Source organism: Microcystis sp. M_QC_C_20170808_M3Col (assembly GCF_007095505.1).
In the GTDB taxonomy this organism is placed as follows: domain Bacteria; phylum Cyanobacteriota; class Cyanobacteriia; order Cyanobacteriales; family Microcystaceae; genus Microcystis.
On record NZ_SFBY01000020.1, the window covers coordinates 1 to 13,361 of the forward strand.

Consider the following 13,361-nt stretch of genomic DNA (forward strand, 5'->3'; position numbering starts at 1 on the left):
GAACGAAACCCCCTACTATCTGTGGTCAAGGTTCAGTTTTTAGCTTGGTTATCGCTTTTTCCATTGTAGCTTAAAGCCGTCGTAAAACGACGGGGTTTTAACCCAAATTTTCGATAATTGTCCTAAGTAGGGTTTGCGGCAAAAAGTCTTTTAGTGGGGACAGGGTGTGGGGTCATAATTCCCGACGACCTTCTAAAGCTCTCGCTAAGGTTACTTCATCAGCGTATTCCAGATCGCCGCCCATGGGCAACCCGAAAGCGATACGGGTAACTTTGGTGAAGGGTTTCAGTAAACCCCCGATATACAAAGTTGTGGTTTCTCCCTCGACACTGGGACTAATGGCCAAGATAACTTCCTGAATTTTTTTTTGGCTAACTCTGGTGACTAAAGACTGTATATTCAATTGATCGGGTCCAATCCCATCCATGGGTGAGAAAACACCGCCTAAAACGTGATATTTGCCCGAATATTCCCGTGTTTTCTCCAAAGCAATCACATCCCTAGAATCGGCCACCACACAGATAGTACCCGTTTCTCGGTTAGGATTGCGGCAAATTTCACAAATCGGTTCGGCCGAAAGATGAAAACAAACCTGACATAATCCTACTTGTTTTTTAGCATCCACGATCGCCTGGGCCAATTCGATCGCGTCTTGCTCCGGTCGTTTGAGAATATACAGGGCCAAACGTTGGGCGCTTTTTGGTCCTACCCCGGGTAATTTTTGTAACTGCTCGATCAAACGAGCTAAAGGCGGTGTATAAATAGCAGTTAATCCTCTTATCAGTTATCAGTTATCAGTTATCAGATTTGAGTTTTCAAGTGAGCAGTGTTAAATAGAAGTTTCCTACTGTCTTTTCACTGTTTACTGGTCACTGTTTACTGGTCACTGTTTACTGGTCACTGTTTACTGCTCACTGTTTACTGTTTACTGTTTACTGCTCACTGATTAAGAACTTTTTGGTAAACGGACATCGATAACACTGGTGTTGAAATTATAATTATCTCCTTCCAACTCGATTAAAGTGCCAATTTTCACCTTTTGACCGCCAACAACCGCACCAGTATCGGTAACTTCTGCTTGACCACTGAGAGTCATAATCATATCTTGAGAATAGTTTTCCGTGCGGGGATCGGGTAGGACTTTCACACTACCATCCGGCTGCGGAACTAGGACATTTCTCGATAAAGGTTTAACATTTTTTATGTCCACTTGACCGGCTGGTTGATTACGAATAACAATATTAGTTTTCTTCTCGGTATTGAATTGATTAATCAAAGCGTTGGGATTGAGAACACTTAAACCCCGGACAATAACATCCACTTCTATGGGTTCTTTGGTAACTTGAGCGATCGTACTTTTACCACTCGTCCCCGGCACAACAAAAATACCAACTATAGTCAATAAAATTACTAAAGCCGCTCCGATATCAAGCAAGCTAAATTTACCGAATAAACGTCCTTTTGAGTCTAATAAATTCATAAGCGGTTCACTATAAAATTTTGGGGAGATGGGGGGTTGGGGTGGTCACTGCGTGCGCGTTGCGGGGGGTGATGGGGGGTTGGGGTGGTCACTGCGTGCGCGTTGCGGGGGGTGATGGGGAGATGGGGAGAATAAATAAAAATAATCTCCTGCCTCCTGTGCCTCCTGCCTTCTGCCTTCTGCCTCCTGCCTCCTGCCTCCTGCCTCCTGCCTTCTGCCTCCTAACTCCTGACTCCTGCCTCCTGAGGGCTAATAGATTCTATCACGATCGGAATCTTGGTCGCGGACGGGAAGTCTGACTTAAGATAGAAGATCGGAGTCTCACACGGAGCGATCGATAGACAATGGCCGGTAAAACTCAACTTAAGAAACAAGAAAAGCAATTATCTCCAGTCAATCTGACCCCTTCTGACGGTAACAACCTCGAAAAAGTTGCCCCCGTTAAACATTGGTCGATCGAAGATAGCGAAAATCTCTATCGCATCCAAGGCTGGGGAGAACCCTATTTCTCGATCAATGCCGCGGGAAACATTACCGTTTCGCCCCAGGGAGAAAGGGGCGGTTCTTTGGACTTATACGAGTTAGTTTCGGCGATTAAGCGGCGGAATATCGGTTTACCCCTGCTAATTCGGTTTAGTGATATTTTGGAAGACCGGATCGAGCGCCTGAATGCCTGTTTTAACCGAGCGATCGCCCGTTATAATTATCCCAACGTCTATCGCGGTGTCTATCCGATCAAGTGCAATCAACACCGTCACATCGTCGAGTCTTTAGTGCGTTTTGGTAAACCCTATCAATTTGGGCTGGAGGCTGGTTCAAAACCTGAGCTAATGATTGCTTTAGCTACCCTAGAACCTGCCTTAAACGGTAAAAATGACAAAACACAACCATTGCTAATTTGTAACGGCTATAAGGACAAAGAATACCTGGAAACTGCCCTGTTGACCACTCGTCTCGGTCATCGGCCTTTGATTGTCATCGAACAATTGGAAGAATTATATTTAACCCTGCGCGTCAGTCGTCAGTTAGGAATTGCCCCTCATTTGGGAGTGCGTGCGAAACTGGGGACAAAAGGGGTGGGTCGTTGGGGATGTTCCACGGGAGACCGGGCCAAATTCGGTTTAACCGTCCCGGAAATCTTAACGGTGGTGACGGAATTAGAACAAGCGGGGATGTTAGATTGTCTGCAACTGCTGCACTATCATATCGGGTCGCAAATCTCCGCTATTAGCGTCATTAAGGATGCCATTCGCGAAGCTAGTCAGATTTATGTGGAATTAGCGAAATTAGGGGCAAATATGACCTATATCGATGTGGGGGGTGGTTTAGGGGTTGATTACGATGGCTCAAAAACTAACTTCTATGCCTCGAAAAACTACAATATGCAGAATTATGCCAATGATATCGTGGCCGAGGTCAAGGAAGCTTGTGAGGATGCCCAGATTTCACCCCCAATTCTCATCAGTGAAAGTGGACGGGCGATCGCTTCTCATCAATCGGTGTTAGTCTTTGATATCTTGGGAAGTAGTGAGGTTCCCCAAAACCCTCCCGATCCCTGCAATGGGAAAGAACACCTCATCCTCCGTAATCTCTGGGAAACCTACACGGGTATCGATGAGCGCAATTATCAGGAAGCTTATCACGATGCGGGACAGTTCAAAGAGGAGGCGATTAGTCTGTTTAATTTCGGTTATCTCAGTCTCAAAGAACGGTCTAGAGCCGAACAATTGTACTGGGCTTGTTGTCACAAAATTCTGCAAGTGGCCCGACAACAGGATTATGTTCCCGATGACTTGGAAGACTTAGAGCAAATTATGGCCTCAATTTATTATGCCAATCTCTCGGTTTTTCAGTCAGTTCCCGATAGTTGGGCGATCGATCAACTATTTCCGATTATGCCGATCCATCGTCTCGATCGAGAACCTACCCAAAGAGGAATTCTCGCCGATTTAACCTGTGATAGTGACGGGAAAATTGCCCAGTTTATCGATTTGCGCGGGGACGTAAAATCAGTTTTAGAATTGCATCCGTTGGAGTACAAAAACGGGAAACATTCTCCAGAACCCTATTATCTAGGAATGTTTCTGGTGGGTGCTTATCAAGAGATTATGGGTAATTTACATAATCTTTTTGGCGATACTAACGTGGTACATATTCAGATGAGTCCCAAGGGATACGATATCGAGTATCTAGTCAAAGGAGATACGATCACGGAAGTATTAAGTTATGTACAATATTCTGCGGAAGACCTGTTAGAAAGAATTCGTCTTCGTTGTGAACAAGCTTTACAGGAAAATCGCATGACTGTGGAAGAATCCCAATTACTACTACAGGATTATGAACGCAGTTTGCGACGTTATACCTATCTAGTGGGTGGGGATTGATGATTGCTCTTGCCGATCGAGTAATCGATCGAGGATGATAGAAAATAGACAAAATAGATAGGCAGTAAGGGGAAGCAGTGGAAAAGGGAACGCTGGTAGAATTTCGCGTCCAAGGAGAAAGGCGCTTAGGGGTGATCGATCGCCCAGAAGGTAAAAAAGATTGGATCGTCATCGATCAAGGGGGAAACCCGCATAAACTGCGTCCCCAACGCTTCGATTACATTGTCAAAGCAGGTCCGTCCAACCATAAGGAGATTGGCAATTTTCTGCGAGAAGTCCAACCCTATCTAGATGCTAGTGGTTTAGAAGTGGCCTGGGAATTATTAGCCGGGGAAAATCAGTTAGTCACTCCCGAAACCATGGCCGAGATCCTCTTTTCCGATCGCAGTCCGCAGTTTTGCTATGCGGCCCATTGTCTCTTGAGTGATGATAAAGTTTATTTTAAAAATAAAGGGGATGGTTACGAAGCCCGATCGGAAAATCAGGTAGAGGAAATCAAACACCAGCTAGAGGTGGAACAACAGCGTCAACGGGAAAAAAGCCAATTTCTCCAACGTCTCCAGCAAGCCTTGGCCAGTGGAACGGTAGAATGGTCAGAAAGCGATCGAATTCGTCTGGAATCTCTAGAAAAATATATCCTCCAACCCGAACAAAAATACCCAGCAGCCATGGAAATACTCTCGCTGCTGGGCCGTTCCCAAACCCCCGAGGCTGCTTTTGAATTGTTAGTCGATTTGAACTGGTGGAGTAGTCACGAAAACCTTTTCCTGCGACGCAGTTCCTACCCCGTTCAATTCTCGAAAAAGGTACTTGATGTGGCGCGTCTTAATTTACTCAATCCCCCTGCGGATGCGGATGTCAACAATCGTCTCGATTTAACTCACCAAAAAATTTACACCATCGACGATGAAAGTACCCAGGAAATCGATGACGGATTATCGGTAGAAATGCTCGCAGATGGTGGTCATCGTCTCTGGATCCATATTGCCGATCCTAGCCGTTTAGTGCTTCCCGATGATGAATTAGACCTAGAAGCGCGTCGTCGCAGTACCAGTCTTTATCTTCCCACGGGAATGGTTCCCATGTTTCCCCTAGAATTGGCCGCCGGTCCGATGAGTTTGGTACAGGGAAAACTTTGTCCTGCGTTGAGTTTTGGGGTAATCCTCGATGAAACAGGGGCGATCGCCGATTATCGTATCCATCCTAGTACAATTAAACCCACCTATCGCCTCACCTACGAAGATGTGGACGAAATGTTACATCTGGACCTGCAGCATGAACCGGAAGTGAGGATTCTCAACCGTTGGGCCAAACAACGCCACGCATGGCGTAAATCTCAGGGATCGATTAACATCCAAATGCCAGAATCATCCATTAAGGTGAAGGCTAACGACGAAATTATCGTAGAATTGCAGGAAGTTTCCCCATCTCGGCAATTAGTGGCGGAAATGATGATTTTAGCCGGAGAAATCGCCGGTCGCTACTGTCAGGAACACGAGATACCCGTGCCTTTCCGCGGACAACCACAACCGGAATTACCCCCCGATGAGGAGTTAATTTTACTACCTGCGGGCCCAGTGCGTTCCTGTGCCTTGCGTCGCTGTATGCCGCGCAGTGAGATGACGACGATTCCTAACCGTCATGCTAGTCTGGGATTGAATACCTATTCCCAAGTAACTTCGCCAATTCGCCGTTATACTGACCTTTTGACCCATTTTCAACTAAAAGCCCATCTCCGGGGCGATCAACTGCCTTTTACGCGGGATAGAATGCAGGAAATTCTCTATAGTGTCGCTAGTTCGGCCCTGGAAGCCACCTCGGTGGAACGACAAACTAATCGTTATTGGAGTTTGGAATTTTTGCGACGACAGGGAGATCAAGTCTGGCAAGCTTTGGTGTTGCGCTGGCTGCGGGAAGAAGAAAATTTAGGCTTGATTTTATTGGAGGAATTGGGGTTAGAATTACCCCATCGTTTTGAGCGCTCGGTATCTTTAGGCGATCGCTTTCAAGTGCAAGTTAGTCGCTCTGATCCCCAGCGGGATGAGATCCGTTTTCGCGAGTTGTCGGGTTTTGTCTCCTCTCAAGCAAGTTAATCTCTCGCACAGACAGAATTCAGAAGTCGGGAGATAGGGTGATAGGGATTTAGGGGTTTAGGGAAATTTCAGCCAAATGCTCCACTACCCCACACCCCACACCCCTCTGATAGCTCAAATCAACCTACGGGCGCAAATCTGTTGTAAAATGTTATTATTTAGCAGTTAAAAGAGCCAAAAACTTCTGCATAATCCCAACGTATGACCATAACAATACGATTTGATTTGCCTATTAATATCTCGGAATCTCTCCATTCACAAGCAGAAGAACAGGCTAAGATAGCATATATCATGACTTTGTTAAAACATGGAGAAATTAGTAGTGGGATAGCCGGCAGGTTATTGGGAGTCTCTCGTTTAGAAGTTCTCGAACTTATGGGTCAATATGGGGTTGCCATCTTCCCCGACCAAAATCGAGAAGAGTTAGAACAAGAAATTACAGAAACCCTGCAATTATTAGAAGATTCTCCTGCGTGATTATTGTCTCTAATACCACTCCGTTAAGTGAGTTAGCTAAAGTTGGTCAACTTAACTTACTCCAAAAACTCTTTGGTAAAATTATCATTCCCCAAGAAGTTTATAATGAAGTCACCACGGGAAATCATCGGGCTGCTGCGGAAAACTTATTCGATCAAAAGCTCTATAAAGCTTATGATGTATCGATTTCATGGTTCTTGTCCCCCTGTCAGATTGGTATGTTAAAATGAGGTGAAATAATATAAATGCGTGGAGTCATTCTCTGATATGAGTAAATATTTTAATTTTGACCCAACTCATTTTCTTGTCGAACCCGAAGAAACTGAACAAATAACCCAATTAAATCAGCTGCTTAATAGAGAAATACCGACGAGACTCGTCACTGAACAGGGAGAAAATGTCTATATTCCCGAATCGGTTTTAATGGTACTTCGTTACAGTGTAGCTGCCTTAGCATCGGGACAGGTAATTCAGTTAAATGTTACCCATCAGGATTTAACTATAGAAGAAGCGGCTAATTTGTTAAATGTTTCTAACTCTTATCTAATAAAATTACTAGAACAGGGGCAAATTTTATCGACTAATGTAGGCAGTGATCGACGAATAAAACGAGAAGATTTGCTAATATATAAAGAAAAAAAATATCGAGAAAGAGAACAAATTTTAAATAACCTTGTAGCCATGACTGAAGCGGAAGGACTATACAGAAAAGATGAGGAATTAAACCTAGATGACAGCAGAGACTAGGGTTGTTTTAGATGCTTGTGTTCTTATTCCTCAGTATTTACGCGATACTTTATTATTGATTGCTTGGCAAGGTTTATACTCGCCTTACTGGTCGAAATTAATTTTAGAAGAAACAACCCGCAATCTGATTAATCGATATGATATAACTTCAATAAAAGCCCTTAATTTAGTGGAGACAATGAAAGCAGCTTTTCCCGAAGCCATGGTTGAAGTGCCATCTGGTTTAATTGAGTTAATGACAAACGACTTAAAAGATCGTCATGTTTTAGCAACTGCTGTTATGGCTAAAGCTAATCTAATTTTAACTAATAATATTACCGACTTTTCACTGTCAGCTTTAGAAACTTGGGGTATAAAGGCTCAATCTCCTGATACTTTTTTAAGTAATTTGTTTGATGAATATCCCGAAGAAATTAAATTCAGTCTAAATGGGCAAGTCAAGAAATATAAAAATCCTCAAAAATCCCTAGCTGAATTACTAGAGTTTTTAGATAAAAAAGCTAATTTATCTAATTTTTGTCAAAAGATAACTAAAATTCTTTGATATAACTGAACTTCTCTAGTGTAAATGTACTAGCTATCTAAACATGGCTACAGAGGGAATCCCTTACTCTAGAGATTAATGACACTATCTGTTACAATCAAGTTAGCGATCGCTATACAGCGAACTCTAGGTCATCGCTCCACTCCAGATACAGTCAACGGTACAGCCATTTTCAAGTAAAAAATGTACCCAGTAGTCTCTTTTCAATTTTTTCTGAGAAGCGACCTGCAGTCAGGGTTTTGTTAATTTTTTAGTATTTATGTATGGGGGAAGTCCAGTTATTACAGGATTCAACGTTTCTGACCCTGATGTTCTCTATTCTCTGGTTACTCATCAACCCATTCAACTCTTACAAAAAAGCCAGAATCAAGATTCTTTAAGTCAGGCAATTGTTTAGATTAACTTTATTTTCTGGGAATTCAGATTGGGATGACTAATTAACGTGAGTTCGAGATAAGCTGAAACCCTTATTCTGTCGTTGGCTGGAACCATTATTCCCTCGTTGAGGAAGTCTCAAAATAGCCTTAACGCGAACATCAGATTAATTTAACCACAAGTTATGATCGCAAAAAAAGTGATTTTTTAATTATCGATACTTATCAAGGGATTCCAATTATCAATCCAGCCGAGTTTCCTGCCCTTTTCTAAGGTCACTGAGATTTTTTTAAGATTAAAAAAGATGGTAAAAATAAGCCCCTTCAAGTGATTGAATGAAGGAGCGATCGCAAGTTTTTCATTGATGGTTTTTAGGAGACTTTTGTAGTTTCCATTTCTAAGAATTTGGATGACTTTAGTTTGCGTTTGAGGATTGAGGCTGCACCGAGAGTGCCGAGGGCAAGGAAGCCGAGGGTGGAGGAAGGTTCAGGTACTGGTCGACATGGACAATCTAGCGGGACTCCATCAGCACCGCCGCCAGCGCCGCCAGAGCCACCAGTGATGAACCAATTGTCAGCGGATATACCACTACTTTCGTCAATAATAGCGTCAATCATTCCATTGCCAGAAAGTGTTCCATAGACGAAAAGAACTCCAGTGCCACCTTCGGGAGCGGAAAGAGCGTCTGTATTACCTCCTAGTAGCGATACATTGCCAAGAATATTTACATTATCAATCGCTGAACCTAGAGCTATACTTCCGCCGCCACCTGCTCCACCATTGTTATTAATCTGCAGATTAGTTGATCTTATAACAGCATCACCGCCAGGCTTTCCTTCACTGCCACCACCACCACCAGAACCACCAGCATTGCCCTTTCCAGGATTGATATTAGGACAATTAACGGAGCCATCAGCGCCGCCGCCGCCGCCGCCGCCGCCGCCTAAACCAGAACCAGGACCTCCAGGACCTCCGTTGCCTCCGAGCGTGGCACCTCCTCCTCCGCCACCTCCGCCGCCTAAGCCCAAACGCCCATTACCACCAGCACCACCAGCACCACCAGGAGGCAATCCACCGGGACCTCCCCCACCAGACACCAGACCGACACCAGCACCACTTCCCCCGTTGCCTCCTGGCACAGTTAGAGGGCATTGGCCAGGAGCACCAGCAAGGCCAGGATCTGCACCTGGAATTACTAGAAAGCCACTAGCCCCAGCCGGACCACCACCGCCAGCATAAGCACCACCACCGCCTCCGCCTCCACCCCTTCCAATTGTCGATCCACCATTGCCACCTGCACCACCGTTTCCACCTGCCGTTGTAGTACCACCATTGCCACCATTGCCACCACCTGCTACGGCAGTACCACCAGAACCATTCCCAGTTGCAGAGTTACCCATACCTCCGTTTCCACCTAACGAAAGAATACTGCCACTTGTACCTACTTCAATACTTTGGTTAGCAAAAAAAGCGAGAGATCCACCACCTGCACCGCCTCCGCCGCCTCCGCCATTAGAACCTGACATACCTAGTAATCCAGATAAATCAATTAGACCATTTATGAGCACATTGTTGTTTGATGTTAAAATGAGAGGCATTGAACCGACCGCTCGAATTTCGCCCCCAGAGTTTATATCAATATTATCAAAATCGAAAACTCTAACTTGAACACCACTTGGTGCAAAGTTTGAATATACAGTCGCGAGACGACCTGAACCAAAAATCGAACCTCCAGAGATAGGATCTGTATTAAAGACAACAGAATTATTTATATTTAGAGATCCTAATGAATCTCCCGGTGAAAACTGAATTGGTAAAGTCGCAGAGTTAGCAGTATTATTACTAGCCAAGCTTAAGGTAGCCAGAGTGACAGTAGCGATGGTAGCTACATTGCTAAATTTACTAAAATTCAGGAATTTCATAATTCATCCAATTATTCATTAAGGGGATCACGAGTAAGATACACACTACCCCCCCCCCATAAAGTATCAAAAGCTACAATTTAATAAATCTTTATACTCCTCTTTCTAGCCAGCGATTCACAGGAGAAAGAGTCTCAGGTGGTTTCCCCCGTTTTACTCCTTCTCAAGCGAACTATCGTCTTCCGTGGGGGATTATGGCGCGGTATGTCGGATTCGCCTTTGCGTTCTCCCTTGACTGCCCCTCAACTCGATCGCTAACCCAAATTAAGCACGATTATATTGCCATAAAGCGGTAGAGGCTTGGTCTCCAACCCCTTGAGGACAAGATAGGCTGCACCCGCTCATTCTGTCGGTTGGAGGGGGGAAACCCGTTACTGATTCTGCTCACAGAGAAGGACTAATTTTATTGGTGTAGAATAGAGACAATTATTGAGAGAGAAAGAAAATGAGCACTATTTCCCTTGAAATCCCTGAAGAAATCTTAATTAGTCTCAAAGAAACTCCTGAAAATCTATCGAGAGAATTAAAAATATTGGCAGCCGTTAAACTCTTTGAACTTGACAAGTTATCTTCAGGACGTGCAGCACAATTAGCCGGAATGTCACGAGTAGAATTTTTAACTATTTTGGGGCGTTATCAAGTCTCCCCTTTTTCTTTAACGACTGAACAATTAGAACAAGATATTGTCAATGCCTAATCCTCAAGTCATTGTCAACACCTCTCCTCTACTGTACTTACATCAAGTGGGCTACTTGGAATTGCTCCAACGCTTGTATTCTCAAATCTTGACTCCTTCGGCAGTAATCGAAGAATTAGCAATCGGTAAAAATAAAGGAATTGATGTTCCCAATATTCAGGCGATTGAATGGATTTCAATTACTCTGGTTAAATCAGTCAGTCTAATTCCGGCTATTATTGATTTAGGGCAAGGAGAAGCTGAGGTCTTAGCTTTAGGATTAGAAAATCCAGGTAGTTTACTGATTTTTGACGATCAATTAGCCCGACGTATTGCCAATTTATATCGCTTAAAATATTCAGGAACGCTTGGTGTTTTAGTTAAAGCGAAGCAGCAGGGCTATCTATCTTCTGTTGCTCCCGTTATTGCTAAGTTACGCCATCAAGGAATGTGGCTAACTGATAAAGTTGTCAATGATGTTCTTCGATTAGCTGGAGAGTAAGTATGCTTAAAAAAAAGGCTCTTCGTTACTTGGTATGGTTCGATAGGGGAGCATAAATCGACTAAATCCTTATCTGGCAAGAGACTTAATTGATTAGTTCGCTCTAGACAAAAATAATTGACAAAAATCGCCAAATGTCTTTCTCTATAAGAGTTTCATTCCTTATAATCCTGTACGTTGCATAAGACAAACCGAAGAACCATCTGGGTTGTAATAAACCTACACCTGTCAGCATCCCACACCCCATCACCCCACTTCCCCCCGGTTGAGTTAGCGGGTTAGGCTTCGATCTGTCAGAATACAAGTGTTGAAACAAACCTTTTAAGAGGCTTCATGGTGGAAGTTAAAGTCGTTCCCCCGAAACGCAATTGGATTCAGACGTGGTGGCAATCCCTGAATTCCTTATCCCGCTTACTGGTGATTGCTCTAGCTGCACCACTTGTCGTCCTGAATGCCTGGGCATTATCGGCAATTTTTGGCTATTTTGAATCTTTATTTGTTATTTTACTGATAGCGGCCGTTCTATCTTTTCTCTTGGGTTATCCGGTGACTTGGTTGGAACGTCAGGGATTAAAACGGGGTTTAGCTGCGATCGTGGTTTCCCTGATCACGATTTTAATTTTTGTGGCCGTGGGAATAACCCTAGTTCCCTTAGTCTTCACCCAAGCACAGCAATTTGTCAATAGATTGCCAGAATGGTTAGACTCGGGACAGCGCCAACTGATGCAACTAGATACCAAAATCGACATGATGAATCTACCGATTCCGATCAGTTTCGATGGTGTTATCGCTCAGTTTAACAGTCGTTTAGGGGCAGAATTGCAAATTCTAGCGGGAAGAAGCGTTAATTTAGCCCTTAATCTCACCGTTTTTACCGTGGTGCGAGTGCTTGATGTGCTGTTAACTATTATCCTCACCTTTTATCTACTTCTCCACAGTCCCGATATCTGGAGGAGTATTATCCAATGGTTGCCCAAACCCGTCCAACAACCCTTTTCCCTAACCCTACGCTTAAGTTTTCAGAATTACTTTGTCGGACAGGTAATTTGCGCCACCTGCATGGCCCTGGGATTAGTCACGGCATTTTTATCGATTAAAGTCCCTTTTGGTCTCCTATTCGGCCTCTTGATTGGCACCATGGCCTTAATCCCTTTTGGGGGAACTGTAGGCATTGTCACGGTGACAGCTTTACTAGCTTTGCGCGATATTGGTTTAGCTCTACAAGTTTTAGCCGTGGCTGTAGTGGTGCAGCAAATTGTCGAAAATGGCATTGCTCCCCGGATTTTGGGCAGTGTCACCGGGTTAAATCCCTTTTGGGTGTTGGTCTCGGTCTTGACGGGGGCGCGAGTGGGCGGTTTACTGGGGGTAATTGTCGCAGTTCCCATGGCAGTAATGATCAAGGAAGCTTTGGAGGTTATCCGTCAAGTGACACCAGAGGAGACAAAATACGGGATAATTAAACCCTCTCTCCCCCTAGAATCAGAATCCTCTAGCGAGGTGGTTTCTCGCTGAAGAATGACTGACGGCATAATCTAGGGCGATCTGAGCAGTAATCTTGGCCGGGAAAAATCGGCAATTTTCTCGCAGGTTCTTGGTTTTTCTCCCTCGATCGAGTTATGATATCCATATTGGTGTATTAACTCCGCTCTCGGCGATCGCCGTCCATGCCTAGGAAGGACAAATGAAGGCTTGAGGATGCCTTGCTGGTCTCTGGGGCCTGGCTTATTGGGAGATTAGCTAACCAATTATCTCTAAACTCCGATAATTATAAGAAAAGGTCATTTTCTATCCCGATAAATAAGCAAAAAATCGATGTTTTGGTTAAATAGGCTACATTAACAGCCAGCTTTCTATCGTAAGCTCGAAGTTAAGACATAAAGTCAATATCACCCTCCGATTGCAATGAAAAAATGTTTGGATCGCTTAAGGTTTAAGCCTTTCAGACATTTTTTTTGTGGATTGAGTAGTAAACAACCTGATTTCGGGATCAGACAAGGAAGCCGTGCTTGTACCCACAGTGTGACATGGACGAAAACCAACAGACCTTGACATCCTCGCCGCCCTAAAAGTGCGGCGATTCCTAAACCTCACGATTTAAGTTTCTGCTTCAACCACCGTTGCATACCACGGTTAAAAAACCATGTACTGTCTTACACAAAGT

12 protein-coding genes and 1 pseudogene are annotated in these 13,361 nt (G+C 44.1%); 9 read left to right on the plus strand and 4 right to left on the minus strand.

Features of this window, described 5'->3' with window-relative positions:
- Positions 1 to 172: 172 nt before the first annotated feature.
- Together recR and EWV84_RS00970 are read right to left on the minus strand one after the other, a co-directional pair.
- Positions 173 to 763: a recombination mediator RecR gene (gene recR / locus EWV84_RS00965; RefSeq protein WP_287075821.1), complete on the minus strand. Its 591-nt coding sequence runs from the start codon at positions 761 to 763 to the stop codon at positions 173 to 175.
- A 183-nt stretch (positions 764 to 946) separates the two neighbouring features.
- Positions 947 to 1,480, minus strand: coding sequence for a DUF4330 domain-containing protein (locus EWV84_RS00970; protein WP_287075808.1), 534 nt, complete (start codon positions 1,478 to 1,480; stop codon positions 947 to 949).
- Positions 1,481 to 1,824: 344 nt separating this feature from the next.
- Here EWV84_RS00970 and speA point away from each other — a divergent pair, with 344 nt between their 5' ends.
- The 6 genes from speA (at position 1,825) to EWV84_RS01000 (ending at position 7,725) form a co-directional block, all read left to right on the plus strand.
- Positions 1,825 to 3,864, plus strand: coding sequence for a biosynthetic arginine decarboxylase (gene speA, locus EWV84_RS00975; RefSeq protein ID WP_287075810.1), 2,040 nt, complete (start codon positions 1,825 to 1,827; stop codon positions 3,862 to 3,864).
- A 77-nt stretch (positions 3,865 to 3,941) separates the two neighbouring features.
- Positions 3,942 to 5,957, plus strand: coding sequence for a ribonuclease catalytic domain-containing protein (locus tag EWV84_RS00980; RefSeq protein ID WP_287075812.1), 2,016 nt, complete (start codon positions 3,942 to 3,944; stop codon positions 5,955 to 5,957).
- Between the two features lie 201 nt (positions 5,958 to 6,158).
- The gene (locus tag EWV84_RS00985) at positions 6,159 to 6,434 is read left to right on the plus strand and encodes a UPF0175 family protein (RefSeq protein WP_147069031.1); all 276 of its coding nucleotides are present in this window, start codon (positions 6,159 to 6,161) and stop codon (positions 6,432 to 6,434) included.
- Entirely contained in the window at positions 6,431 to 6,664 is a 234-nt protein-coding gene (locus EWV84_RS00990; RefSeq protein WP_287075814.1) for a PIN domain-containing protein, read from the plus strand. The genes EWV84_RS00985 and EWV84_RS00990 overlap by 4 nt, the downstream gene beginning before the upstream one ends.
- Positions 6,665 to 6,701: 37 nt before the next feature.
- The gene (locus tag EWV84_RS00995) at positions 6,702 to 7,181 is read left to right on the plus strand and encodes an excisionase family DNA-binding protein (RefSeq protein ID WP_287075816.1); all 480 of its coding nucleotides are present in this window, start codon (positions 6,702 to 6,704) and stop codon (positions 7,179 to 7,181) included.
- A complete protein-coding gene (locus EWV84_RS01000) occupies positions 7,165 to 7,725 on the plus strand; it encodes a PIN domain-containing protein (RefSeq protein WP_287075818.1) in 561 nt (186 codons plus the stop codon). Before EWV84_RS00995 ends, EWV84_RS01000 begins: the two co-directional genes overlap by 17 nt.
- 746 nt (positions 7,726 to 8,471) lie before the next feature.
- On the opposite strand, the pseudogene EWV84_RS01005 reads toward EWV84_RS01000, so the two are convergent.
- Positions 8,472 to 8,594 (minus strand): annotated as a pseudogene (locus EWV84_RS01005) (PEP-CTERM sorting domain-containing protein); the annotation flags it as partial.
- Positions 8,595 to 10,467: 1,873 nt separating this feature from the next.
- Here EWV84_RS01005 and EWV84_RS01010 point away from each other — a divergent pair.
- Together EWV84_RS01010 and EWV84_RS01015 are read left to right on the plus strand one after the other, a co-directional pair.
- Positions 10,468 to 10,719 carry a UPF0175 family protein gene (locus tag EWV84_RS01010; protein ID WP_002764591.1) on the plus strand — a complete coding sequence of 84 codons (252 nt, stop codon included), beginning with the start codon at positions 10,468 to 10,470 and terminating at the stop codon, positions 10,717 to 10,719.
- Entirely contained in the window at positions 10,712 to 11,200 is a 489-nt protein-coding gene (locus EWV84_RS01015) for a PIN domain-containing protein (RefSeq protein WP_286824161.1), read from the plus strand. The genes EWV84_RS01010 and EWV84_RS01015 overlap by 8 nt, the downstream gene beginning before the upstream one ends.
- Here EWV84_RS01015 and EWV84_RS01020 read toward each other — a convergent pair.
- A complete protein-coding gene (locus tag EWV84_RS01020; RefSeq protein WP_233271340.1) occupies positions 11,140 to 11,334 on the minus strand; it encodes a hypothetical protein in 195 nt (64 codons plus the stop codon). The two genes, EWV84_RS01015 and EWV84_RS01020, sit on opposite strands and share 61 nt — an antisense overlap.
- A gap of 199 nt (positions 11,335 to 11,533) precedes the next feature.
- Here EWV84_RS01020 and EWV84_RS01025 point away from each other — a divergent pair, with 199 nt between their 5' ends.
- Entirely contained in the window at positions 11,534 to 12,712 is a 1,179-nt protein-coding gene (locus EWV84_RS01025; RefSeq protein WP_286824162.1) for an AI-2E family transporter, read from the plus strand.
- The last annotated feature ends 649 nt before the right edge of the window (positions 12,713 to 13,361 follow it).